Annotated in this window: 27 protein-coding genes; 6 read left to right on the top strand and 21 right to left on the bottom strand. The window is 33.9% G+C overall.

What is annotated here, in order from left to right; translation table 11 throughout:
- The first annotated feature begins 1 nt into the window (after nt 1).
- Nucleotides 2-1,075: a sensor histidine kinase gene (locus tag WFZ86_RS00585; protein WP_342690143.1), complete on the top strand. Its 1,074-nt coding sequence runs from the start codon at nt 2-4 to the stop codon at nt 1,073-1,075.
- Between the two features lie 10 nt (nt 1,076-1,085).
- Nucleotides 1,086-1,808 carry a LytR/AlgR family response regulator transcription factor gene (locus WFZ86_RS00580; RefSeq protein WP_342690142.1) on the top strand — a complete coding sequence of 241 codons (723 nt, stop codon included), beginning with the start codon at nt 1,086-1,088 and terminating at the stop codon, nt 1,806-1,808.
- Here the strand turns inward: WFZ86_RS00580 and WFZ86_RS00575 are convergent.
- Together WFZ86_RS00575 and WFZ86_RS00570 are read right to left on the bottom strand one after the other, a co-directional pair.
- The gene (locus WFZ86_RS00575) at nt 1,803-2,327 is read right to left on the bottom strand and encodes a gamma carbonic anhydrase family protein (RefSeq protein ID WP_342690141.1); all 525 of its coding nucleotides are present in this window, start codon (nt 2,325-2,327) and stop codon (nt 1,803-1,805) included. The two genes, WFZ86_RS00580 and WFZ86_RS00575, sit on opposite strands and share 6 nt — an antisense overlap.
- 19 nt (nt 2,328-2,346) lie before the next feature.
- Entirely contained in the window at nt 2,347-3,345 is a 999-nt protein-coding gene (locus WFZ86_RS00570) for a PorP/SprF family type IX secretion system membrane protein (protein WP_342690140.1), read from the bottom strand.
- Between the two features lie 156 nt (nt 3,346-3,501).
- Between WFZ86_RS00570 and WFZ86_RS00565 the strand changes: the two genes are divergently transcribed.
- From WFZ86_RS00565 to WFZ86_RS00555, 3 genes are all read left to right on the top strand, one after another.
- The gene (locus tag WFZ86_RS00565) at nt 3,502-4,395 is read left to right on the top strand and encodes a NifU family protein (protein ID WP_342690139.1); all 894 of its coding nucleotides are present in this window, start codon (nt 3,502-3,504) and stop codon (nt 4,393-4,395) included.
- A 155-nt stretch (nt 4,396-4,550) separates the two neighbouring features.
- Nucleotides 4,551-4,994 (top strand): YtxH domain-containing protein, encoded by a 444-nt coding sequence (locus tag WFZ86_RS00560; protein WP_342690138.1) that lies wholly within the window; start codon nt 4,551-4,553, stop codon nt 4,992-4,994.
- 76 nt (nt 4,995-5,070) lie between these two features.
- On the top strand, nt 5,071-5,895 hold the full coding sequence (locus WFZ86_RS00555; protein ID WP_342690137.1) for a mechanosensitive ion channel family protein: 825 nt from the start codon (nt 5,071-5,073) through the stop codon (nt 5,893-5,895).
- Here the strand turns inward: WFZ86_RS00555 and tsaB are convergent.
- From tsaB to WFZ86_RS00520, 7 genes are all read right to left on the bottom strand, one after another.
- Nucleotides 5,892-6,563: a tRNA (adenosine(37)-N6)-threonylcarbamoyltransferase complex dimerization subunit type 1 TsaB gene (gene tsaB, locus WFZ86_RS00550; protein WP_342690136.1), complete on the bottom strand. Its 672-nt coding sequence runs from the start codon at nt 6,561-6,563 to the stop codon at nt 5,892-5,894. The two genes, WFZ86_RS00555 and tsaB, sit on opposite strands and share 4 nt — an antisense overlap.
- 76 nt (nt 6,564-6,639) lie before the next feature.
- Complete coding sequence (locus tag WFZ86_RS00545; RefSeq protein ID WP_342690135.1) at nt 6,640-7,935, bottom strand: efflux RND transporter periplasmic adaptor subunit; 1,296 nt, start codon at nt 7,933-7,935, stop codon at nt 6,640-6,642.
- 6 nt (nt 7,936-7,941) lie between these two features.
- On the bottom strand, nt 7,942-9,309 hold the full coding sequence (locus WFZ86_RS00540; protein WP_342690134.1) for a TolC family protein: 1,368 nt from the start codon (nt 9,307-9,309) through the stop codon (nt 7,942-7,944).
- An 81-nt stretch (nt 9,310-9,390) separates the two neighbouring features.
- Complete coding sequence (locus WFZ86_RS00535) at nt 9,391-10,506, bottom strand: efflux RND transporter periplasmic adaptor subunit (RefSeq protein WP_342690133.1); 1,116 nt, start codon at nt 10,504-10,506, stop codon at nt 9,391-9,393.
- Between the two features lie 33 nt (nt 10,507-10,539).
- Nucleotides 10,540-11,805 carry an ABC transporter permease gene (locus WFZ86_RS00530; protein ID WP_342690132.1) on the bottom strand — a complete coding sequence of 422 codons (1,266 nt, stop codon included), beginning with the start codon at nt 11,803-11,805 and terminating at the stop codon, nt 10,540-10,542.
- A gap of 2 nt (nt 11,806-11,807) precedes the next feature.
- Nucleotides 11,808-13,052, bottom strand: coding sequence for an ABC transporter permease (locus tag WFZ86_RS00525; RefSeq protein WP_342690131.1), 1,245 nt, complete (start codon nt 13,050-13,052; stop codon nt 11,808-11,810).
- Complete coding sequence (locus WFZ86_RS00520; protein ID WP_342690130.1) at nt 13,045-13,746, bottom strand: ABC transporter ATP-binding protein; 702 nt, start codon at nt 13,744-13,746, stop codon at nt 13,045-13,047. Before WFZ86_RS00520 ends, WFZ86_RS00525 begins: the two co-directional genes overlap by 8 nt.
- Nucleotides 13,747-13,914: 168 nt before the next feature.
- Here WFZ86_RS00520 and WFZ86_RS00515 point away from each other — a divergent pair, with 168 nt between their 5' ends.
- On the top strand, nt 13,915-15,324 hold the full coding sequence (locus WFZ86_RS00515) for a DUF4403 family protein (RefSeq protein WP_342690129.1): 1,410 nt from the start codon (nt 13,915-13,917) through the stop codon (nt 15,322-15,324).
- Nucleotides 15,325-15,366: 42 nt separating this feature from the next.
- On the opposite strand, the gene WFZ86_RS00510 is transcribed toward WFZ86_RS00515, so the two are convergent.
- From WFZ86_RS00510 to gcvH, 12 genes are all read right to left on the bottom strand, one after another.
- Complete coding sequence (locus WFZ86_RS00510) at nt 15,367-15,627, bottom strand: hypothetical protein (RefSeq protein WP_342690128.1); 261 nt, start codon at nt 15,625-15,627, stop codon at nt 15,367-15,369.
- Nucleotides 15,617-16,159, bottom strand: coding sequence for a DUF420 domain-containing protein (locus WFZ86_RS00505; protein ID WP_342690127.1), 543 nt, complete (start codon nt 16,157-16,159; stop codon nt 15,617-15,619). Before WFZ86_RS00505 ends, WFZ86_RS00510 begins: the two co-directional genes overlap by 11 nt.
- 1 nt (nt 16,160) lies before the next feature.
- Nucleotides 16,161-16,847 carry an SCO family protein gene (locus WFZ86_RS00500; protein WP_342690126.1) on the bottom strand — a complete coding sequence of 229 codons (687 nt, stop codon included), beginning with the start codon at nt 16,845-16,847 and terminating at the stop codon, nt 16,161-16,163.
- A 1-nt stretch (nt 16,848) separates the two neighbouring features.
- Nucleotides 16,849-17,490, bottom strand: a complete 642-nt coding sequence (locus tag WFZ86_RS00495) for a hypothetical protein (protein ID WP_342690125.1) — start codon at nt 17,488-17,490, stop codon at nt 16,849-16,851.
- A gap of 76 nt (nt 17,491-17,566) precedes the next feature.
- Nucleotides 17,567-17,917: a cytochrome C oxidase subunit IV family protein gene (locus WFZ86_RS00490; RefSeq protein ID WP_342690124.1), complete on the bottom strand. Its 351-nt coding sequence runs from the start codon at nt 17,915-17,917 to the stop codon at nt 17,567-17,569.
- Between the two features lie 20 nt (nt 17,918-17,937).
- The gene (locus tag WFZ86_RS00485) at nt 17,938-18,915 is read right to left on the bottom strand and encodes a cytochrome c oxidase subunit 3 (protein ID WP_342690123.1); all 978 of its coding nucleotides are present in this window, start codon (nt 18,913-18,915) and stop codon (nt 17,938-17,940) included.
- 43 nt (nt 18,916-18,958) lie between these two features.
- Nucleotides 18,959-19,546 carry a cytochrome c oxidase subunit 3 gene (locus WFZ86_RS00480; protein WP_342690122.1) on the bottom strand — a complete coding sequence of 196 codons (588 nt, stop codon included), beginning with the start codon at nt 19,544-19,546 and terminating at the stop codon, nt 18,959-18,961.
- A 1-nt stretch (nt 19,547) separates the two neighbouring features.
- On the bottom strand, nt 19,548-20,468 hold the full coding sequence (cyoE, locus tag WFZ86_RS00475; RefSeq protein WP_425402847.1) for a heme o synthase: 921 nt from the start codon (nt 20,466-20,468) through the stop codon (nt 19,548-19,550).
- Between the two features lie 83 nt (nt 20,469-20,551).
- Entirely contained in the window at nt 20,552-22,657 is a 2,106-nt protein-coding gene (locus WFZ86_RS00470) for a gliding motility protein RemB (RefSeq protein WP_342690121.1), read from the bottom strand.
- A 16-nt stretch (nt 22,658-22,673) separates the two neighbouring features.
- Complete coding sequence (deoC, locus tag WFZ86_RS00465; protein ID WP_342690120.1) at nt 22,674-23,417, bottom strand: deoxyribose-phosphate aldolase; 744 nt, start codon at nt 23,415-23,417, stop codon at nt 22,674-22,676.
- A gap of 187 nt (nt 23,418-23,604) precedes the next feature.
- On the bottom strand, nt 23,605-23,916 hold the full coding sequence (locus tag WFZ86_RS00460; RefSeq protein ID WP_342690119.1) for a VanZ family protein: 312 nt from the start codon (nt 23,914-23,916) through the stop codon (nt 23,605-23,607).
- Between the two features lie 58 nt (nt 23,917-23,974).
- Nucleotides 23,975-24,355 (bottom strand): glycine cleavage system protein GcvH, encoded by a 381-nt coding sequence (gene gcvH / locus WFZ86_RS00455; protein WP_159690201.1) that lies wholly within the window; start codon nt 24,353-24,355, stop codon nt 23,975-23,977.
- Nucleotides 24,356-24,385 lie beyond the last annotated feature (30 nt).

Genomic DNA, 24,385 nt, shown 5'->3' with positions numbered 1-24,385 from the left:
CATGAATCTCAATATATTAAAAAATAACACTTCAAACAGCTATCTAGTTCAAGGCTTGATTTGGTGTTTTTTCATTATTGCATCACTTGTACAATTTTATGAAGCTCCATATAAAATTTCGAGTGATTTTTTTCTGCAATGGGCTTCTGGTATCATCGTTTTTTATTTTAACTATTTTTATTGTGTCCCTCAGTTATTGCTTCAAAAAAAATATGGTACTTATTTTATATACCTCGTTGCTATCATAGGTTTCTTTATGATTATTCGCTCCTTGTATTTTATGCCGGAATTCAGAACAGATTTACCGATTAGAAACAATGGTCCTTCAAATTTTCCAAATCCGAGATTAAGACCTCCAAACCGTCCTCTTTTTTTTAAATTTTTCCCTTCTTTATTCTATATTCTATTAACTGCAATTAGTACTATTATCAAAATATTATCAGAATACTACAGCAATCAGCAGAATAAACTCATTGCCGAAGCTCAAAAAAATGCTTCAGATTTAATTTATTTACGCAAACAAACCAATCCCCATTTTTTATTCAACTCGCTTAATAGCATTTATTCGTTGGCTCATAAAAAATCCGATTTAGTGCCTGATGCTATAGTCACCCTCTCGGAGCTTATGCGCTATATGCTCTATGAGACCGACAATAAATATGTATTTTTGGAAAATGAAATCAACTATATCAAGAATTATATAGATTTGCAGAAGCTACGACTGAATAATATCGAAAACATCACGATAAATATTCACGGAGACACCAAAAACAAATTTATTGAACCCTTGTTACTGATCTCTTTTATTGAAAATGCTTTTAAATACGGAACCGACTACAAAGGGGCTGCTTATGTCAAAATAAGAATTTCGATTGTGGACAACGATTTGGATTTTTTCGTAGAAAACAAAGTAGAAAAAATCACTATCGACCCTAAAAATTCAGGTATAGGTTTGTCTAATATCGAAAGTAGATTAAAACTTTTATATCCCAATTCCCACAAGCTCACTATTAGTGAAACGGGAAATAAATACACTGTTCATTTGAGTTTACATCTGGATAAAATCCAAAATTAATTGAAGAAAAATGACAAAGATTAAATGCGTAATTATTGACGACGAACCTCTAGGAGTAGAATTACTTCAAGACTTTGTTTCGAAAATCGACTATTTAGAACTCGTAACCACGTTTTCAAACGCCATTGATGCTTTGGCTAAAATCAATACATTAACAATTGACTTGATTTTTTTAGATATAGAAATGCCTCATTTTAATGGAATTGAGTTCATCAACGCATTAGAAAAAAAACCAATGATTATTTTCACAACCGCATATTCTAATTATGCAGTAGAAGGTTTTAATCTTGGCGCAGTTGATTATTTAGTAAAACCCATTCCGTTTCATCGCTTTTTAAAATCTGTTTCTCGAGCACAACAATTGTTCCTACCTGCACAAGTGCCCATAAACCAAGCGCCTTTATCACAACCAGAAGTAGAGCACGATTTTATTTTTGTTAGAGCCGAATATGAGAATGTAAAATTAAACTTTGATGATATTTTATATATAGAAGGATTAAAGGATTATGTAAAAATTTACACTACCGATAAAAAGTTCACGTTAACACTAACTAGTTTAATAAAATTAGAAGGTTTGCTTTCTCCAAAAGGATTTGCGAGAACTCATCGTTCTTATATCATTAATATTAAGCATATTAAATCCATTCAAAAAAATAAAGTAATGATTACTGACAAGCGAATTCCAATTAGTGAAGGCTATAAAAACGAATTCTTTCAGCGTATCAATCTATAATTCGTTTTCCTCTTTAAACCAGCTTGAGTACATCACATAATTATTAGATATACGTTCGATTTCGCCAGCAAAATCAGATTGATCGATATCTTTTACTTTTTTTGCAGGAACTCCAGCAAAAATTGTTCCCGAAGGTACCACTGTATTTTGAGTAATTACAGAACCCGCTGCTACGATTGCATTGCTCTCGACAACACAATTATCCATTACGATAGCTCCCATCCCAATTAAAACGTTGTCATGAATGGTACAGCCATGAACAATTGCATTATGACCAATTGAGACATTGTTCCCAATCACTGTTGGGTGTTTTTGATACGTACAATGTATTACAGCTCCATCCTGAATATTGACCTTATTGCCTATAGAAATTGAATTAACATCACCTCGAACCACAGCATTAAACCATACACTACAAGACTCCCCAAAAGAAACTTCACCAACTATAGTAGCATTTTCGGCAACATAACAATCAGCTGGAATTAGCGGTGATTTTCCATTTACAGATTTAATCAACATAACTTGAAATTTGAAGAAATTAATTAATAGCGGGACAATTACACTCGTATTTTTCTCGTTTGCAAAATAGGTTTAACCCTAAAGTAATTTGATGATATCCTCCATTATCAAAACGAACAGCTCCTGCAACTTGAGAATATGTATAGGCTAGCATAAAGTTATTATAGTTCAAACCGACTATTGGGCTAAAAAATTGTAGTTTTTGTGTAGCGACACTATTATTCTTAACATATTCAGCGCCATCCAAAGTTCTACGATAAGATACTCCTCCCCATAAGCTTCCAAAATCTAGATTCTTATATGCTTTCAAGTTAATATCGATTGTTTTTTCCTTAGTTTTATCAGTCAATTGAAATAAAACCGATGGCTCCCACAAAACTCGCTCTTTGTCACCAAAAACATAACCTGTACTCAACAAGTATTTTCTCAAATTATCACTTTCATAGACACTGTAAATTTCTCGTCTAGTCTCAACAACATTCTTAATTGTAGCATGAGCATAAAAATTCAAATAATTGTATGAAGCACCAAAATCAAAATTTAGATAGGAATCTCTTTGAACAATATTACCGTTAATATTAGGATCAAAATCTCCAGAGTTCAAAAACTCAGTTTCATCCAACTGACTTTGAATTACTCCTGCACTCAAACCAAAAGACAATTGATTCAAATCAATTTCATCACGAGAAAACAACAAATGATAAGCATACGAAACCTTTAATCCTTTTTGAGAATGATAGCCATTTTTGTCATTAAAAACAATAATCCCAGCCCCTGCTCTATCCGATACACGTCCATTAAAACTTAAGGTTTGCAATTGTGGAGCATCATCTTGTCCAAACCATTGCTTACGTGCCGTCAATCTTACCTTAGCACAATTGGCAGCACCAGCCATAGAAGGGTGAATCAAGTAATAATTATCAGATAAATAATCAGAATAAACAGGAATGCCTTCTTGTGCATTTGCAAAACCTATTACAAAAAGAACCAGACTTAAAAACTTAATTTTTGTATACATTTAGAAATTCTATTAATGAAATCGATAGACCAGAAAAAAGACAAATGAGTGGAGTTAATGCTTATTATCCTTGTTTTTATCAATTAATCTTATAAAAAACCAAATATAGGTATTAGTAGAAAATAACTTTAGTAATTTTGCAAAAAATAATAAGCCATGACAAAAATAACCATAAAGGAAACCCAAAATCCAACGATATTGAAATTCGAATTTCCAGATTTCATTACACAAAATGAAAACTATGAATTCAAGAACATTGATGAGACCAAAAACTCTCCATTGGCGCAACAATTATTCTATTTACCGTTTGTAAAAACAGTGTATATCTCTGGAAATTTTATTGCTATAGAACGCTTTAGTATTGTTGAATGGGACGATGTAAAAGATGCCGTAGCTGAACAAATTGAAAAATTTGTAAATGATGGAGGAACAATCCTAACGATTGACGAAAACAAAAGTAAAAAACAACCTATCACAGTATATGGAGAAACTACTCCAAACCCAGCAGCACTGAAATTTGTAGTAAGTAGAATGCTTACCAAAACTCCTGTAGAATACAAAAACATTGACCAAACCACCTCTTCACCTTTGGCACAAGAATTATTTAAATTTCCATATGTAAAAGAAATTTTTATAGACGAGAATTATGTATCTGTCACAAAATATGAAATCAATGACTGGCAGGAAATCACATTAGAACTCAGAACGTTTATAAAGCAATTCATCGAAAACGGTGGAACGGTTATAGACGAATCACTATTGGATATTGCATTAAAAGATGAAAAGGTAAAAGATGCAAACTTTGACAACCTTGACGAAACTTCTCAAAAAATCATCAACATTTTAGAAGAGTATGTAAAACCAGCAGTAGCAGCCGATGGTGGAAATATTGTTTTTGATTCTTATGACAACCAAACTGATACTGTAAAAGTAATGATGCAAGGAGCTTGCAATGGATGTCCTTCTTCAACTTTTACTTTAAAGAGCGGAATCGAAAATATGCTTAAAAGCATGTTGAATAATGACAATATAAAAGTAGAAGCAGTATAATTTCAATCTACATCACATTCAGCGCCTCTAATGAGGCGCTTTTTTATTTCCAAAATATATAAATAGTTAATTTTCAGTTATTTTAAAATTAAAAAAGAAAGATTTTCATAATAAATTGTTTATTATTGTATACTAATCTTTAACTATCAAATACCATGGGAGTATCATCATTTTTTAAAAATCTATTTGGATCGGCAAAGGAATCCGCATCAGAATTAGCGAAAGAAGCAGAATCTACTTTTGAAGAAATAAAAGAAGCCGCAGCACCGCATATCGACAATGCCATTAAGTTTGCCGATGAATCCTTAGAGAAGGCAAAAGAGACCGCTGCGCCATACCTTGAAAAAGCAGAAAAATTAGCTGATGAAACTATTGATAAAGTAAGTACTGCAGCTGCTCCAGTTATAGAAAAAGCGGGGGAATATGCCAATCAAGCCAAAGAAACTATCAGCGAATATGCGGATAAAGCTGAAACAACGCTAGGAGACTTGGTGGATCAAGTAAAAGAAACAACTTCAGAAGCAACAGAGAAAGCCGCAGAAGATGTGACGGAAAAGACAGACGAAGTTAAAAAAGACGTAGATGATGCTACAAAATAATTTCTAAAAAATTGTACTTTTGTATATCATTAAACCTTCTCTTGAGAAGGTTTTTTTAATTAAAAAAACAGATATTATGGAAGTAAACCCAAACCAATTAACCAATTACGCATCACTACTTTGGAATGCAATTCTTGATTATTCTCCTAAAATCATTTCGGCATTTGTAATTCTAATTGTCGGTATTTACGCTATCCGATTAATCACTCGGTTGATCAAAAAAATAATGATCAAGAGAGATTTAGATCCCACACTCACTAAATTTTTAGCCGATATTTTAATTTGGGCTTTACGAATCCTATTATTTATTGCTTTTATATCGAAGCTTGGTGTAGAAACCTCTTCTTTTGTTGCCATATTAGGAGCTATGGGATTGGCCGTTGGTTTATCGCTTCAAGGCTCTCTTTCTAATTTTGCTGGAGGAATGTTAATTATTCTTTTTAAACCCTTCAAAGTTGGCGATACTATAGAAGCACAAGGTCAGATTGCCACGGTCTTAGAAATACAAATTTTTGTAACCAAACTAGTTACCGCAAATAATCAAACCATTTTTATCCCAAATGGTATTTTATCCAACGGAACTATTATCAATTATTCGACACAAGGGCAACGCAGAGCCGACTTGACTATCGCCATTTCATATGAAACGGATATCAAGAAAGCTAAAGAGATTATTGCAGAAGTTATGCGAAGTAATCCAAAAGTATTGTCCAACCCAGCACCTGAGGTTGGCGTAAAAAATCTAACCGATAACGCCATTCATCTAGCAGTGCGTCCGTGGGCTAAAAATGAGGATTTTGGCACTGTCTTTTCAGAAACGTTAGAAAATTGCAAATTAGCTTTTGATGCTGCTGGTATTGTAATCCAACCTTATATCCGAGAATCCTCGGCTAAAAATTAATAACTACTTTTGGTAGTAATCATAAAATCTTTCAAGTAAAAAGGTTCAAAATAAGCGACATCTACGGTGTCGCTTTTTTGGTATTTATCAAAACTCAAAGCACTCATTTCTTTAGCAGAAGGATATTGAATCCCTTCTAAAAAAACAAAATTGGGAGCGGAAAGTACCGTTTTACATTTTTCGTTACAATCTCCAATAAAACACATAGTCTCCTTGCTATCAGCAAACGAATTTTCGGTAATTACTTCGGCTTGAATGGCTCTTTTTTGATCATAATTTGCATCAAAAATAGCACTATATACTTCCATTCTTCTAGCATCAATCATTGGAACAATATAACCCTCTTTTTGCTTTACTTGTCTGGCTAAAGTTTGTAAGGTATCAATCGCAATCAACGGAATATCCAAGGCATAACACAAGCCCTTGGCCGCCGAAACTCCAATTCGTAATCCCGTATACGAACCAGGGCCTTGACTCACAGCAATGGCACTAAGGTCTTGAAATGCAATTCCTGCTTCTTGAATTATTTCTTCTATAAAAACATGTAAGCGTTCGGCATGAGAATATCCTTCATCTGCCATTTCTTTGCATAAAAGTGTACTCCCATCTTTGGCTAAAGACACGGAACAATTCTTAGTAGCTGTTTCAATATTTAATAGGTATGCCAAAACGTAAATTATATAAACTTAAAAAATCACAATCTTCTTTGACGATCGTGATTTTTTAAGCTGTTAGACTATTATTTTATTTCTTTCCTTCTTTTGCTTTGTCTGTTTTTAAAGAGACTTTATCGCCAGAATTGAGCTCTTTAGAAACCGTTGTATAAGGCCCTGTAATAACCACATCGCCTTTTTTCAATCCCGACAAAACCTCAATATTGGTATCATCTTGGATACCAGTCTTAATAATTCTAATCTTCGCTTTGTTTCCAACTTTCACAAAAACACATTCGAATTTTTTATCGCTTTTCGGTTTTGATTTTTCTTCGTTGGGATCTTCTACTTTAATTTCTTTTACCGCAGCGGTATCTGATTTTACAACTACTGAACTAATTGGTACAGTTAAGATGTTCGATTTAGTATTGGTAATAATATCAACTGTAGCAGTCATTCCAGGTCTAAAAGGTGAATAAGTACTTGGCTTACCTTCTAATAAATCTTGATAAGACTCTTTCAAAATTCTAACTTTTACTTTAAAGTTAGTCACTTGATCGGCCGTTAAAGTAGAACTAGCTGAATTTGAAATACTAGTTACAATTCCTTTGAATTGTTTTTTCAAATAAGCATCTACCTCTACATTAGCTTTGTCACCAACTTTTATTTTTACAATATCATTTTCGTTTACATCTACTTCAACTTCCATATTGTTCAAATTGGCTACTCGCAAAATCTCTGTTCCTGCCATTTGTTGCGTTCCCAAAACACGTTCCCCTAATTCTACATTCAATACAGAAATTGTACCATCGGCAGGAGCGTAAATAGTTGTTCTTCCTAAGTTATCTTTGGCTTCAAGCACAGTCGCAGAAGCACTTTGTACGTTGTAATAAGCGTTCTGTTTATTGGCTTTAGCCACTTCAAAAGAAGCTATCGCTTTATCCCAATCTGCTCTAGAGATAATACCTTTGTCATACAATGATTTGTTTCGATCATAATTGGCTTTGGCTTCTTTGTAGGAAGCTTCAGATTGACTCAGACCAGCTTTGGTTCCTGACAAATTGGATATCGTTCTGTTATAACTAGAGGTATATAAATCGGGATTTATTTTAACCAATAAATCTCCTTTTTTCACCACTTGTCCTTCTTTTACATTCAATGCAATGATTTCACCAGATACTTCAGAAGATATTTTTACTTCAATTTCGGGTTGAATTTTTCCAGTCGCAGAAACCGTTTCTACAATGGTTGATGCAGCTACATTGGCAATTTCAATTTCGGTTCCTTTATCTTTATTTCCAATTACTCCCGATTTGGAAAGCCAAACTAAGGTTCCTATTAAGACAACGACAACGGCTAAAAGTATATAAATAGTTTTCTTAGACATAATGTATTAGTTTTTTAAGATTGGAATTCCAAAATAGAATTCGAGTATTTTAATTTTAAAAATATAGTCATATTTGGTTCGAATCACTTCAGATTGCGCATTAGTCAACAACGTTTGTGCTTGATTAAAATCGAAGGAATTCATCATCCCCACCGCATAACGTTCTTTCGCGTAATTGAACGCTTCTTGTCTAGACTCCAAGGCAACAATAGCCGATTCGTGTGTTTTTAAAGCCCCTTTAGCATCCGTAAATGCAGTATATACATTTCTTTGTAAATCTAATTCTTGTTGTTCTAAAGCTATTTTAGATTTCTCTAAATTGACTTTGTTACGCTCAACATTATTTTTCACTGACCATCCATTAAAAATTGGAATTGATAATTGTGCACCAAATGCCTGTCCTTTATTATCTCTAAATTGATCCCAAAAAGGTAAAGCAGCTTGGGAAACTGGATTTCCATTTTGATCTAGCCCAACTCTATCAGCATAGGCAATCCTTGTATTGTAATTGTAAAAACCTTGTACAGTTGGTTGAAAAGCTCCTTTGGCGATATCCAAGTCTTTTTGAGCTACTTCTAAATTTGTTTTAGCAATTTTTAACTCGGTTCTTGATTCTTTTGCTTTATCATAAATGGCCGTAGCAGGTTGGGCCAATATATTGTTTTCATCTTTGATGTTTTCAGTATCTACCACATCAAAATCATAAAAGTCTTTTAACTGTAACAATTGCGCTAAACTCAATTTTGAAATCAATAAAGCGTTTTCGGCAGTGATTACATTTTGCTTATTGGTCGCAACGTTTGCTTTAATATCCAAAACATCCCCTCTTGGAATTGATCCGGCTTTTACCAACTCTTCTGAACGTGCCAATTGCTTTTCACTAATCGCCAATTGCTCATTTTGTACCTTTAAATTTTCTTTGTTAAACAAAATTTGCAAAAAGGCATTCGCAACATTTAAAGCAATATCTTCTTGCATTTTAAGCAATTGGTATTTTGAGGCAACAATTGCTAAATTGGCTCTACGTAATGTATTTTGATTTTGCAAGCCTTTATAAATATCAACTCCTAATGTTCCGCCTACAGAAGTAAATTGAGTTGTTTGATTTCGGAGTAAACCGGTCGTAATATCCTGGTTCAAACCAATATTCCATGAGTGTGAAGTATTAGCATTTAAAGAAGGAATAAAATTTCCTACTGCCCCTTTTTTATTAATTTCGGCAGTTTTGATATCTAGCGCGGTGTTTTTGATAGAAATATTATTTTCTATGGCATATTTTACACACTCTTCTAAAGTCCAGGTTTTAATTTGTGCCGTTCCAACAATGGAAGCGAACAAAAAGAACACTAAACTTAAATAATTATTTTTTTTCATAAATCGGGAATGAAAGTGCAACAAATATACTGCACAAATTTAACATTTTTTCAAAATTAGCAACTAGTTTGTAGGGCTTAATTACGGCTTGGGCTCTTCGGTTAACAATCCTTGATTCCATACTTTTATCTTGTCTGTAGCCTTAATTCCGCTTTTTATCTGAACATAAATTCCATCGCTTACACCCAAAACCAAATCTTTACGAACAAATTTTTGTGGTCCCGTTTGTACTTCAACATAAGGTTTTTGTGTTTTTTTATCAAATTGTACCAAAGCTTCTTTGATAGCCAAAACTTTATCGGCTTTTTCCAAAATAATAGAAGCATTTGCACTTAAGCCTGCTCTAATAAAGGTGTTATCGCGATTGGTCATTTTGGCTTTGATTTCAAATTGAATTGCGCCATTTTCGGTCTTCCCTTTTGGAGCAATGTAATTCAAAACCGCATCGAATTTTTTGTTTTCGATAGCACCAACTGTAATCTCAATAGGTAAATTTTCTTTGATTTTACCCACTTCAGATTCGTCGATTTTCCCAACAAAAATCATTCTTCCTACATCGGCTACACTTGCAATAGTCGTTCCTTCATTGAAATTGTTACTTTCTATAACTTGATTTCCAACTTTCACAGGAACATCTAGCACCATTCCGTTAACAGTTGAACGAATCAAAGTGTTCGCATAATTACCCATTCCAGAAGTAGTTCCAGTTTTTACAATATCGTTACTCTTTTTGGCAGCAACATAATTCTGTTTTGCCTGCTTATACGCTACTTGAGCTGCATCAAAATCATTGGCAGAAATCACGCCTTTGTCGAATAATGTTTTTTGTCTTTGAAATAATTTTTCTTGGTTATCCAAATCAATTTTGGCTGTTTGCACTTGATTTTGAGTGTTATTCAAAGTAGAAACATTAGCTACTACTTTAATTTTAGCAATCAAATCACCTGCTTTGATTGTTTCTCCAGCCTTAATGTACACTTCCTCAATGATTCCTGAAATATTAGGTTTGATCAAAACCTCTTCATCTGGAACAATATTACCGGTTGCGATGGTTGTTTTTACAATAGTTTTATTTTCTGTTTTATCGGTTTGAAAAACTACGGGTGGCTCTTGATTCTTGGCATACAAATAATACAACGCACCAAAAAACACTAGTGCGATTACAATTAAAATAGTTATGGTTACTCCTTTTTTCATTTTATGATTAGTTAATCGTTTTACTTTTATTTTTTATTCCGTTCTCAAAGCATCTACTGGCTTTACTCTAATAGCCGTTTGTGCTGGTATAAATCCAGCTAGTAATCCTGAGCCGACTAATATGATTAAAGCAAAAAACACTACAGCCAAATCCACACTTGGATTAGCAAACATCATGTCATCGCTTGGCATGGAATCTAATATCATATTCAAGATTCCTAAAACTCCTGTCGCCATGGCTATCCCAAACATTCCTGCAACGATAGTCAAAAAAATGGCTTCGGTTAAAATTTGTGTTCTAATGGCTCCCGGCGTAGCTCCCAAAGCCCGACGAATACCTATTTCCTTAGTTCGTTCTTTTACCACAATCAACATGATGTTCGAAATACCGATAACTCCAGAGAGTAATACTAAGGTTCCTACAAAATAGGCAATGAATCTCAGTATGGAGAATAATCCTTGTACTTTACTAAACTCGGCATACAAATCAAAATTCCCAATAGCACGATCATCGGCAGGGTTTATGGAATGTCGGCCTTTCATAAATTCAATAATTTTTGGCTTTAAATCCGTAATTGAAGCTCCATCATTGGCCGTTAATGCCATCCAACCAACAGTATCTCCAAAATTAAAAGCTTGCTGGAAAGTCGTAAAAGGAATAAAGATTTTTTTCTGTTCTTCCTCTCCGCCACCTCTATTATTTGATTTTGATTTGTACACTCCAACAATCATAAAATTTACTCCATTAATCTTGATATAAGTCCCGATTACTTCTTCGGCTGGCCCGTACAATTCTTTGATAACTCCTTGACCTATAACTGCAACTTTTCTTTTTAAGGTAATATCTTGTTGGTTCAAAAATCGACCTTTTGGGATATCCATAGGCTCTTGTTTGATCAACTCTGGATAATCCCCGTAAATGGTATAGGCTGCTGTTTTGGTACCTCGAACCACATTATTGGCTCCCTCAAAACCACCTAACTGATTTCGTGGTGAGACATACAACAAATCAGGAAAATTCTCTTTAAGCGCAGCAACATCAGCATTTTTAAAATTAAATTTTCGATTAGCCGGCAACCCTTTATAAGGTTTTGAAGCGGTTTGTGACCACATAAACATTGTATTGGTAGCAATACCATCAAACCCTTTTTTCACCCCGTTTTCTAAGCCATTCCCAGCAGCAAGCAAGATGACCAAAATAAAAATCCCCCAAAACACACCAAAAGCCGTCAGAATAGTTCGGAACGTATTCGCCGTCAATGCTTCTAAAATCTCATTCCATTTATCTCTATCAAACATAATTATTCGTCTCTAAGTGCAACAATAGGTTTGATTTTGGCTGCATGATAGGCGGGGAAAAAACCTGCCATTGCTCCAGCAAATACTAACAAAATTAAAGTAGTAATAGCTACCCCAAAATCTACTTCAGGATTTAAAAAATAATCACTTTTTACATACGGACCTACCAATTCTAATAACAATAAACTAGAAAGCAACCCCACAAAACCTGCAATGGTAGTAATAAAAATAGACTCGTGTAATATCATGCCAACAATAGAAATGGGCGACGCCCCAAGTGCTTTTCGGATTCCTATTTCTTTGGTTCGCTCTTTTACAATGATCAACATAATATTACTAACCCCCACTACTCCTGCAATAATCGTACATATTCCCACCCACCAAAAAAATAGGCGGATATACAAATTCAAATCATAAAATTGTTTGGCATTTTCGATAGAATTATTGATTCCGATTGCGCTTTCATCATCTGGAGCAACGGTATTTTTACTTCGCAACATTTGCCCTAATTCTGTTGTAAACTTGGTAGATTGTGCCAATGCTTCTTCATAAGTCGCCATTTTATTCAGCGTAAATTGCATATTACTTATTTTGTCGCCTACGCTAAAAGCTTTTTGAGTTGTGGTGATAGGCAAGTAGATTCTTGACTCTTCGCGTTCTCCTGATGGATCCGTAAAAACTCCAATAACCTTAAAATTGACATTGTTAATTACGATTTCTTCCCCGATAGAATTTTTATCTTTAAACAAATCCAGTTTGACTTTCTGACCAATTGCAGCCACTTTTTCGTTATGTAATAAATCATTTTCGTTGATAAAACGTCCGCTTACAATGGTTGCATTTTCTAAAGCTAAGTAATCAGGATAGATTCCTCTGAATTGATAATTCCCGGTTTCTTTTCCGTAGACAATAACACCATTCCAATAGGAGTACACAGCAGATCTTCGATCTAACTTATCACTGAATTTAGTAACAGCCAAGTCATAATCACTATTCCTAAACTGCACTTCTCTTCCAGGATTTAACCCCTTATATTCTTTGGTTGTGGTACCCGTCCAAACTTCTATTATTCCTTCTGCATCACGCTCGAATTGCTTGGCAATTCCGTTTTGCAATCCTTTACCTGCACCCAATAAAATAACCAAAATAAAGATACCAGACGCCACAGAGATTCCTGTCAAGAAAGTTCTCAACTTGTTCTTGGCAATCGCCTCAAAAATTTCCTGCCAGCGTTCCGTATTAAACATAAGAAGAAGCTCTAACTTGTTCTACTAATTTATCATCTATAATCAACCCATCTTTAAGAACTACATTACGCTTGCACATGGCAGCAATATCAGGTTCGTGTGTCACAATCAGAATCGTTTTTCCTTCATCATTAATCCCCTGAATCAATTCCATTACTTCATAAGAGGTTTTGGTATCCAAAGCTCCTGTAGGCTCATCAGCCAATAATACTTTTGGATTTGAAGCCAAAGCTCTAGCTATTGCAACCCTTTGCTTTTGTCCCCCAGAAAGTTCATTAGGCAAATGATGAGAATGGCTATCTAACCCTACTTTTTTTAAGTAAGCCATAGCTATTTCGTTGCGTTCTTTTCTTTTTATCCCCTGATAATACAAAGGCATGGCTACATTATCTAAAGCCGTTTTGTAATTAATCAAATTAAAAGACTGAAATACAAACCCTAAAAACTGATTACGGTATTTGGAAGCTATGGTTTCGTTTAATTTTTTTATAGGCACACCATCGAGAGTGTAACTACCCGAATCGGCTTCATCCAAAATTCCCAAAATATTAAGTAATGTTGATTTACCAGAACCTGAAGACCCCATGATGGCCACCAACTCTCCTTCTTGAATATTGAAATTAATTCCTTTTAAAACATGTAACTCCGAAGATCCCATTTTATAGGATTTATGTAAATCTTTAATTTCAATCATCTTAAACAATTTTTATCAATACTATTACTTTTTACTCCTAATTTGTGATAATAAAAAGTTAAACCTTAAAGCATTCTACCCGATAAGACTCTTTTGCTTTGAAAATGTTACAAAATATTTGGAATAATATTTGTTTTAGTACTTTTACAAAAAACAAACCTACAATAGATGTCAAAATTTATTTTTATCTGTTCCTTATTACTGCTTATTCTACTATCTGCAAGTTGTTCAACAGCTAACAAAATTGCCACCTTAAAACCAGAACCAGACGACGCAGTTCCCTTAGTATACGAAAGCAGCCCTTCGTTTATTAATCTCCCGGTAACAATCAAACTAAAAGACATTGAAAACAAGACCAATACTACCCTAAATGGTTTGATCTATGAAGACAACACTATTGAAGACGATGACATTGAGTTGAAAGTTTGGAAAGAAGCTCCTATAAGCATCAACAATGCACACGAAGGAACCATCGAAAAAATCAAAACCGTTTTACCACTGAAAGTGTGGGTAAAATACCGCATCGGAACCAAAAAATTAGGCGTAGCATTGTACACCTACAAAGAATTCAACTTGAATGGGGTGGTTACTCTAAATAGCGAAGTAAACCTTGCCAATTGGCGCATGCATACCAAAACCGAATTGAAATCTTTGGATTGGAAAGAGAGTCCAACCATGGTAGTGCTTGGAAAAAATGTACCCATCACTTACATTATCAACCCAACCATAAGTCTTTTCAGATCAAAAATCGAAAAGAAAATCGATGATTCGATTGAAAAATCAATGGATTTCAAACCTAATGTTTTAGAAGCTTTAGAGAAGATATGTACTCCTTTTGAAATGAGCCAAGCCTATTCGAGTTGGTTACGAATTTCACCTATTGAAGTCTATACTACCAATGCCCGATTAAAAAATGATACTTTTGTTTTAGAAATGGGAATGAAATGCAACATGGAAACTCTAATTGGAGTAAAACCTACGTCAAAATATGATAAAAATAAAATAGTACTAAAACCCGTAACACAAATTCCACAACAAATCAATACCAATATTGCAGCAGTTTCAACGTACCAAGAAGCTTCAAGAATTATGACGAAAAACTTTAGCGGTCAAGTTTTTGGTTCTGGCAGTAAAAAAGTTAGCGTTCAAAACGTAAACATTTGGCACAAAAACGACAAAATGGTAATTGCTTTAGATTTATTGGGAAGTGTTAATGGTACCATATATCTATCAGGTTTCCCGCAATACAACGAAAAAACTAAAGAAATTTATTTTGATAAATTAGATTATGTTTTAGACACCAAAGACAAACTAATAAGAACCGCCAATTGGCTTGCGCAAGGAATTATCTTGCGCAAAATTGAAACTAACTGTAGGTATTCCATTCAGCCCAATTTAGAAGAAGGTAAAAAAAGTATGATGAGTTACCTCAATAATTATTCACCATTGCCAGGTGTTTTTGTAAATGGAAAAATGGAGGACATTAAATTTCAAAAAATTCAATTAACCAATCAAGCCATCATCGCTTTTATTAATATTAAAGGAAACGTTAAAGTCACCATAGACGGACTGAAATAACTACAAAAAAGGCTGAAATTAATAATTCAGCCTTTCATCTTATTATGATTTTTTCTTTTTCATTCGATAAATATAATACCCAAGTACAGCTACTAAAAGATATGGAATTACCATTAAGTAGACAATTCCGTCATTAACTGCTGCTGCTTTAGTAGCATTGCCTTCACTTGTTAATGCTGCTCTACACATCGCGCATTGTGCATATGAAGAAAATTCAAAAAGAAAAAAACAAATTCCCAAAAGCAGGAATTGTAATTTACTACTTCTTATTTCTCTCTTCTGACTTTTTACTTTAACTCGCATAATACGGCGCTATCATTAAATAAACGATTACTCCAGTTACTGCTACATATAACCAAATTGGGAAGGTGATCTTTGCAATTTTCTTATGTTTATCAAATCTTTCTGCCAAAGCACGAACATAAGTAATAAGCACCAAAGGAATTACGGCAATAGACAACAGAATATGCGATAAAAGAATAAAGAAATAAACATAACGCAACACTCCTCCTCCTCCGTAACTGGTTGAATCTGTAGTCATATGATAAGCAATATACATCACCAAAAAAGCTAATGAACAACCTATGGCGGTTTTCATTAAATTTTCGTGTAAACGTCTATTCCCTCTTTTGATTGCCAATACTGCCCAAATTAATAAAATTGCTGTTATTCCATTAATTGTAGCATAAATTGGAGGTAAAAAACGTAAAGGAGCCACTTCAATTCCAAAGTCTTTTAATTTAACTTTAAACAATATAGCAACGGCTACCGGGATTAAAATTGATAATAAAACAATCCATTTATTGTATTTCTGCTCAACTGTATTTTGTTCCATTTTATTCTTTTAAAAGTAATTTAATATCTTCTTGAATGTCTTTAACACCTTTTTTATCTAATCCATCATAGTACAAAATAGGATTTCCAAACTCATCATTTCTACAACGAATATGTCCTTTTTTGTCAATTAAAGCAAATAAACCAGAATGTTCAAAACCACCACTCACTTTATTATTAGCAGCAGCATATAGATTAAATCCTTTATTAGCCAAATCAAAAATTGCCGATTTATCTCCAGTTAAAAAATTCCAATTTGAGGATTTAACACCCAATAACTTAGTATGCGCTTTTAAAACTTCAGGAGTATCTGTTTTTGGATCTATGGTAATTGAAACAATACCAAAATTAGGGTTACCAAAAAAGGTTTTCTCGATTTGCAACATACTCAAATTCATCTTTGGACAAATGGAAGGACAGGTCGTGAAGAAAAACTCTAAAACATAAACTCTACCCTCATAAGATGCATTATTGATGGTTTTATTGTTTTGATTAATCAATTCAAAAGACGGTGCTTTACCTATATCTTCCAAACTTTCTGCGGCAATTCCAGATCCATTATCTTTATCCAATCGATCCGATTTCACAATTGCATTGCCTTGTACACGATCAATAATTTTAGGAATCGCATAAATTCCAAAAATTAAAATGATAAAGGAAATCCCGATATATGATTTATTCTTAAACATATTACAATTGTTTAGTAGCGTTATTATTCTTTTTCAAAGCTGCTTTGTACTCGTACAAAAGGATCTTAAAGTCATCAAGCATTTCGTTACTCAACTCTGCTGGATGAAAAGTGTTATAACCTTCTTTGTATTCCTCTTTATCTTTTCTTCCTCTAAGATTACGTTCTTTATCAAAAATAAAAACATTAGGAGTACCATAATTTGAGTCCAATTGACTCTTAAGTTGCATTTTTTTATAAAAGTTTGCAATTTCTTCTGGAGCTGCGAAAACAAAATTCCATTGTTTCACATCGGTAAAAGCTTTCAAGGCTTCTAAAACAGCTTGGGCATCTTTTTCGGTTCCAAGTGGACAAAGCATAACGAACTGTAAATCTTTGAAGGTATGATAACGCTGATAAATCTTTTGATTCAAATTGAACAAATTACCTCTGTTAGCAAGCAAATTAGTACCTGAGAAACCTAGAACAGTTATTTTTCCATCTAAACGAACCTCATCGCCGCGCAACGATTTCCAATTGCCAAAATCGGTAACTTTCGAAGTAATTGTAGGCAATTTGGTAAAACTATTCACTCCAGAGGCAAAAAACAAATAAGCTACTATTGGAAGAATAAACAAGACAAAAAGAACAATATTTTTTTTCATCAGAAGGGTGGAATTGAGAGTGTAAAAATAAAAAAAGCTCCGATATTTCGGAGCTCTTTTCTGAATTAATATTTAGTTAAAAATTCCATTTAATGATAGAATTTTTAAAAACCCCGAATACATAATCACCTTCAGTTAATAGAATAAAAAGTAAATATAAAATTAAAAATATTAGCGGAGCAACTACGGCACTTTGCAAAGATTTTTTTTCTCCTTCCATGTGCATAAAAGCCCAAACAATATAATACGCTTTAACAATTGTCAATATGTAAAATATCCAATTTAGCAAGTTCATTCCAAGAAAATTAGTATAATGTAATGATTCAGGTTTGATAATACCCAAGATAACTTCAACTGTAGTTACCACAGATAATAAACCGAAAACAAACCAAATTCTTTTTGTGTTAGAAACGTGTTCGTGTGACATAATAATAAGTTCCTTTAAAATTAAACAAGATAAAATACGGTAAATACAAATACCCAAACTAAATCTACAAAATGCCAGTATAAACCAACTTTCTCTACCATTTCGTAACTTCTACGTTTTTCGTAGGTACCTAACAATACATTAAAAAAGATAATGATGTTAATTACAACTCCAGAAAATACGTGAAATCCGTGAAATCCTGTAATAAAGAAAAAGAAGTCAGCAAATAATTTACTTCCGTATTCGTTATGTGTTAAGTTAGCACCTTCAATAACCAATTTTGCATCCGCTAATCTAGCTTCAGACTCTGCTCTTGAAAGCACTAATTTCTTTTTGTCTTTTGTGATAGTTTCTGTTCTCACCAATAAATCTGGATTCGCTTTGAAACCTGCTTGAATTTCAGCTACTGAATAAGAAGGTAAGGCTGGCTCACTCATAAACCATTTGGCTTTGCTACGAGTCAATTGCTCACGCTCTTCTGGTAATGTTTTAGCAAAGTCTGCCAAAGCTACGCGTTTTCCGTCTTTATCAACAAACTGAAGTAAACTTCCTCCTGTTGTTTCTACTGCACCATACTCTCCTTTAATAAAGTTTTTCCACTCCCATGCTTGAGAACCTACGAAAATTAAACCTCCGATGATGGTCAAAAACATATAAAGCGCCACTTTATCTTTCTTCATTTGATGTCCTGCATCAACAGCCAATACCATTGTTACAGAAGAGAAAATCAAGATAAAAGTCATTAAGGCTACATAATACATAGGAGCTGATACTCCGTGTAAAAATGGAAAGTGAGTGAACACTTCGTCGGCTAAAGGCCAAGTTTCAATAAATTTAAATCTAGAAAATCCATAAGCTGCAAGGAAACCTGAGAAGGTTAAGGCATCTGACACGATAAAAAACCACATCATTAATTTACCATAACTTGCTCCCATTGGCTCATTTCCGCCACTCCATATCTTTTCGTCGTTGTTTGCAGTAGTAACTGTCGCTCCCATAAAAATTAATTCGTTAAAAAGTTTCCAAATTTACATTTTTTTCTTATTTAAAGAAATATAAAAACAAAAATAAATAAATCCACAATAAATCAAGGAAATGCCAGTACATTACACCCAGTTCAATTCCAAGAGATTGAGTTGCGCTATATTTTTGTTTAAAATGATTATAAATAATAATTAGCAGTGAAATTAATCCTCCAGCCAAGTGTAACAAGTGCATAACAGTCACAATATAAAGGAATGTAGTAGTAATAGAACTAGCTGGTCCTGTAAAATAATATCCTTTAGCTACAATTTGACCAAAACCTATAAACTGCAATACTACAAATACAATTCCTAATACTAATGTAATCAATAACCATTGGGTTGTAGCTTTCTGATTGTCTCTTTGAATAGCTTTCTTAGCTAAATGAAACGTAATACTACTGGCCAAAATAGCAAAAGTGCTGATAAAAAAAGCAGGAGGTAATTGAAAATCTTTCAACCAATCCACTCTTGATTTACTCACCACAAAAGCACTTGTTAATCCTGCAAACATCATGGTCATACTTACCATAGCAAACAACAAAATCAACTTATAGGATCTTGCGGTTCTGGATTGATGCTCATCTTTAGTCATTGTCATATCCATACTATCTTAAAAATTTATCTACTATATATATTAATTGTAACAAAGTAATATAAGAAACACTTACCAACATCAAAGTTCTCGCCGACTTGGTTGTACGCAATTGGTATACTTTTACTGCATAAAAAAGCATCCACAATCCCAACAAAAACACTAGAACAGCCGCAACAGGTGTTAAAAAAAGTGAACCTGTATAGCCAAACATCGGTAAAAGAGAAGCAATAATTAACCAAATGGTATATAAAATAATCTGCAAAGCCGTTCCATTATCTTTTTTTCCTGTTGGCAACATAAAAAAGCCTGCTTTTTCATAGTCTTCATACAAAAACCAACCTATAGCCCAAAAATGAGGAAATTGCCAGAAAAACTGAATCAAAAACAAGGTGCCTGCTTCAATCCCAAATTCACCTGTAGCCGCTACCCATCCTAACATAAACGGTATTGCTCCCGGAAACGCACCAACAAAAACTGACAAGGATGTCATTGTCTTTAGTGGCGTATAAATACTAGTATATAAAAAAATCGAAATCGCACCAAACATGGCTGATTTTGGATTTATACTATATAACAATGCCAATCCCAAGATAGTTAACAATGTAGCCACAACTACTGCTACTCTTGGTTGCATTCTTCCAGAAGCCACTGGTCGATTTTTAGTTCGATCCATTAGAGCATCTAAGTCCTTTTCTATAACCTGATTGTATGCATTAGAAGCGCCAACCATGCAATACCCACCAATCGCTAACTTAAGTAATATCCAGCAAGTACTTACTTCGAAATGATCTATCCCCAATACAAAACCAGCAATAGAAGAAAAAACAACACTAATGGCAAGACCCGCTTTAGTGATGGCTTTGAAATCTAAATAAATGGATTTTAAGGAAACTGTATTTGTCAAAACGATTAAAACTAGTGTTATTTTTATAAAAACTTTTGCAAAAGTAGGTTATCAAAAGGGATTTGACAAAAAACAACTCATAAAAAAAGTTTCTATTAAAAACTGGCCTATTAATAATCAAAATAGAAATTAAAAATATCGGATCGAACGCCCACTGTCACCCAATTCGTGCTCTGATTAAAAGTCGCAGCTGTGTTTTTTGAAGGATCAAAACTTCTATAAATGTAACTAGCAAAAAACTTCAGATTGGTAGTTGGATTGACTAAATAGCCTCCTTGGATGTCCGCTATAAATACTTTTGTTTTATTCCCTTGCCCCACTTTTACACCTGTATCAAAAGGACGCTTTTCATCATAATCTTTATATATATTCCCTCCATAGTTAAAATTATCTTCAGTAGTATTAAAATCAAGACCACGTGTTCCTGCAGTAACTTTAGCATCCGCAAAAAGCCTTCCCTTGTTATAGCGAGCAATCGCAATTAACTCTCTAAAATTTCCTCCCCATTGATGTCCCAAACTCTGATTATTATGTGCGTAATTCGTAATAGGATTACTGTGTGAATAGACATAAGGGCGCACATGATTGTATTCTAACTGCAATAAAAGATTCTTTACTTTGAATGCATTGTAGTACTTTACCCCTACTTGATATCCGAATTTGTTTTTCCAACTATTATCTCCTCCTTTAACGTCACCCAACGAGAATTCATCTAGCAAAAATTGTCCATATGCATTAATAGATGCATCCCATTTGTACTTAAAAGTTAATCCTAACAAAGCATTTCCGCTTCTGGATGACGATCCAAACTCTACCGCACGGTAAAAAATAATAGGATTCACAAAGCTCATATCGAAGCCTCGATTGTTGTCTTTTGTCCAAACTACAGATTCAAAAAAACCTAAATTCAAACGATTCGAAACATTCCAGCTCAAATAATGATTTGCCATAAATTTGGTAGCATACGTTCGATCTACAGTCACTTCTGGACGCACATCTTTTAGCCACATATACGTATTAGTATATTTTATTTTCCAAAAATTAGTATTGATTTTAAAAAAAGGATAAGGACTAGCACCATCACTTTCAAACAAAGAACGATAACCATCACCAATAAAGTTTCTTCCGTATCCCAACTGCAAATCAATAAACTTATTTGGCGTAAAAGTAATATTAGCTTCCGCCAAAGGAAAATCATACCCATCGTCTTTGAATCTTTTGGCGATACCAACTCCTGGAATTATCGCAGGATTTCCTCCCGAAGGCTTAATCGATTCTGCATATTGATTATAATAATCTGCAAAACGCCCTTGACTTTCAAAAACGGTTGTGGTAAAATTCAATTGTTTTCCTAGTCCTCCTCTAAAATTTAGCGCACGAGTATTTACATATGTATATGAATTCTCAGTTTGAGAAGCTTTCCCCAATTGTAAATCAAAAATAGGATTTAAGGTAAACCAATAGTCTTCGCCTTGAATCTCAACAGTGTTTTCATTCCATAATTTTCTCGCCCACCAACCAGAAGCTTTCTTTTTCAACTGCTCATTAACTTCCTTCATATTATAATACTTAGCTACTTCAGCATAAGTATAGGGTTTTGAAGCGGTATGATTGTTACTTCCCACTTGATTCATCTTAGCATCAAACTGCGCATAAAGACTGTGCGAAAAAGGCACATTTAAATGACTTTCATACTCTGGATTACGGTATTTTTTATAAACAATACTATCTAATTCTGTTAGCTTTGGACTTCTAACATTTAGAATTTCCGCTTTGGCAAGTGCTTCCGCTTCGAACTGTTCTTTTGATTTCAAAGGAATGGCAATTGCAATTGTATATTTAGAATAAGTTGGTTTACCATTATAAGTAGCAGGACTCACTTTGGGCATACTTTCGATAACTCTCTTTGCTTCTGCAGCATATGAATCAACAACTGCGTCAACATACAACACTTTAAATTTTCCTTCTACGGTAACCTCAAACAGCACTTTTACATTACCTTTAAAAGAATCGTTTTGAGGTACTTTAAAGTTAGAATATACAAAATCTTGTACTTGATCGTAAAAACATTTTTCTACTTCTTTTGGCTGAAGATTTTCACAAGTTGCAAAAACAGGAAAACGCTCCACTTCATTAAAAGCCGAAACATTCAGGTTTTGGCTACAACACCAGTTTAATCCAAGGAAAAAGAACAGCGCACTGTAAAGTTTGTTCATAGTTATCTATTAGAAATTAATATCCATTTTGAGTATTCGCACCATCTACAATGGCTTTTGCTCCCGAAGTTCCTATACGTTGTACACCAAGCTGTATCATTTCGACTGCATCCGCATAATTACGAACACCACCAGCAGCTTTTACAGGTAAAGGAGAAGCATTCTCTAGCATTATCTTAATGGTTTCGACAGTAGCACCGTTAGGCTCATTGTTAGGCGTTACATAAAACCCAGTAGAGGATTTTACAAAAACAGCAGCGTATTGCTCCTCTTTAAAGTTTTGCATAACTACATTTTTGATCAAGGCTGAAAGTTGTATAATTTGACCATTATTCAAAGCCGCTACTTCAATAATCCATTTTACTGTTTTTTTATGTGCCAATCCCATTTGAGTTCCTTTCAAAATCTCCTCTTTAACTAAAGCAATTTCACCTCTTTTAAACGCTTCATAATTACAAACAAAATCCAAATCATCCGCTCCGTCGACTATGGCTTGTTGTGCTTCAGCTAGTTTGGTTGCCAAATCAGATTGGCCTTTGGAAAAATCAATCACTGTTCCCACTAATACGTTAGATTGCGCTTCTTGAATCATTTTTTTTGCCAAAGCCACTCGATCTGGGCGAATCATAATAAGTTTGAAATGCTCTCGAATCGCCTCTTCAATAAAGGATTTTGCAACCAATACATTTTCGGCTTCTGATAAATTAGCTTGTTGGTTAGTCTTTAAATAGGTTGAATCTAGGTAGGCTCTAACATCCATTTTAACAAGGAATTGGAATTGATAAATAAGTCATACAAAAATACATTATTAATTGAATACACCGGTGCGAAGTCCACTTTTTCTCTATACTTACCAACAAAAACAAGATTTTCAAGAAAGAAACTTTAAAAATAAACGCTGCTATAATTCAAAAAAAAATCCCATCGAAATGGGATTTTTAAAAATTTTATTGGACTTCTACTTTTTCTTTGAATTGATATAAAAGAGCGATTGCAAAAAAAGCTCCAAATATATTCGCTAGAACATCTGTAACATCTGCACTTCTTGTAGCTGTAAAATAGCCCTGTATGAACTCAATCAACAATCCGAATAGGAAAGAAAGCAAAAAAGAAACATACATCACTTTTGAAAAACTACTCCATTTGCCGCTTTTGACCAAAGTGATTCCCCAAAAAAAAGTAAAAAACAAATGCAACAGAATGTGGACTATTTTGTCAATTCCTACAATGTTTATAGAAGGAACATCCGATGACTTCATCAAACAAACGTAGCACATCAAAGAAGTCCATGCCAGCGCAACAAAGAAAAAAAAATGTTTATGCACCAATTAGTTCTTTATAAGAAGCGTCTGAAAGCAATTCTTCAATTTCAGCAGGATTAGCAATCTTTACTTTAATCATCCAACCAGCACCATAAGGATCAGAATTTACTGTTTCTGGAGCGCTTTCTAAATCATCATTAAAGGCGATGATTTCGCCAGAAAGCGGCAAAAACAAATCAGAAACAGTTTTAACTGCCTCAACTGTTCCAAAAACTTCGTCTTTATCCAACGTTTGATCTAAAGTTTCTACTTCTACATATACAATATCTCCCAACTCTTTTTGAGCAAAATGAGTAATTCCTACTGTTGCAATATCTCCTTCGATACTAACCCACTCGTGATCTTTTGTGTACTTTAAATTTGATGGTACGCTCATAATATATAAATGTTGTGTTATTAATAATAA

Origin of the sequence: Flavobacterium polysaccharolyticum, assembly GCF_038739875.1 — a bacterium.
GTDB classification, from domain to species: Bacteria; Bacteroidota; Bacteroidia; order Flavobacteriales; family Flavobacteriaceae; genus Flavobacterium; species Flavobacterium polysaccharolyticum.
The sequence above is the reverse complement of the archived record's forward strand: the minus strand, read 5'-3'. Positions and strand labels throughout refer to the sequence as shown.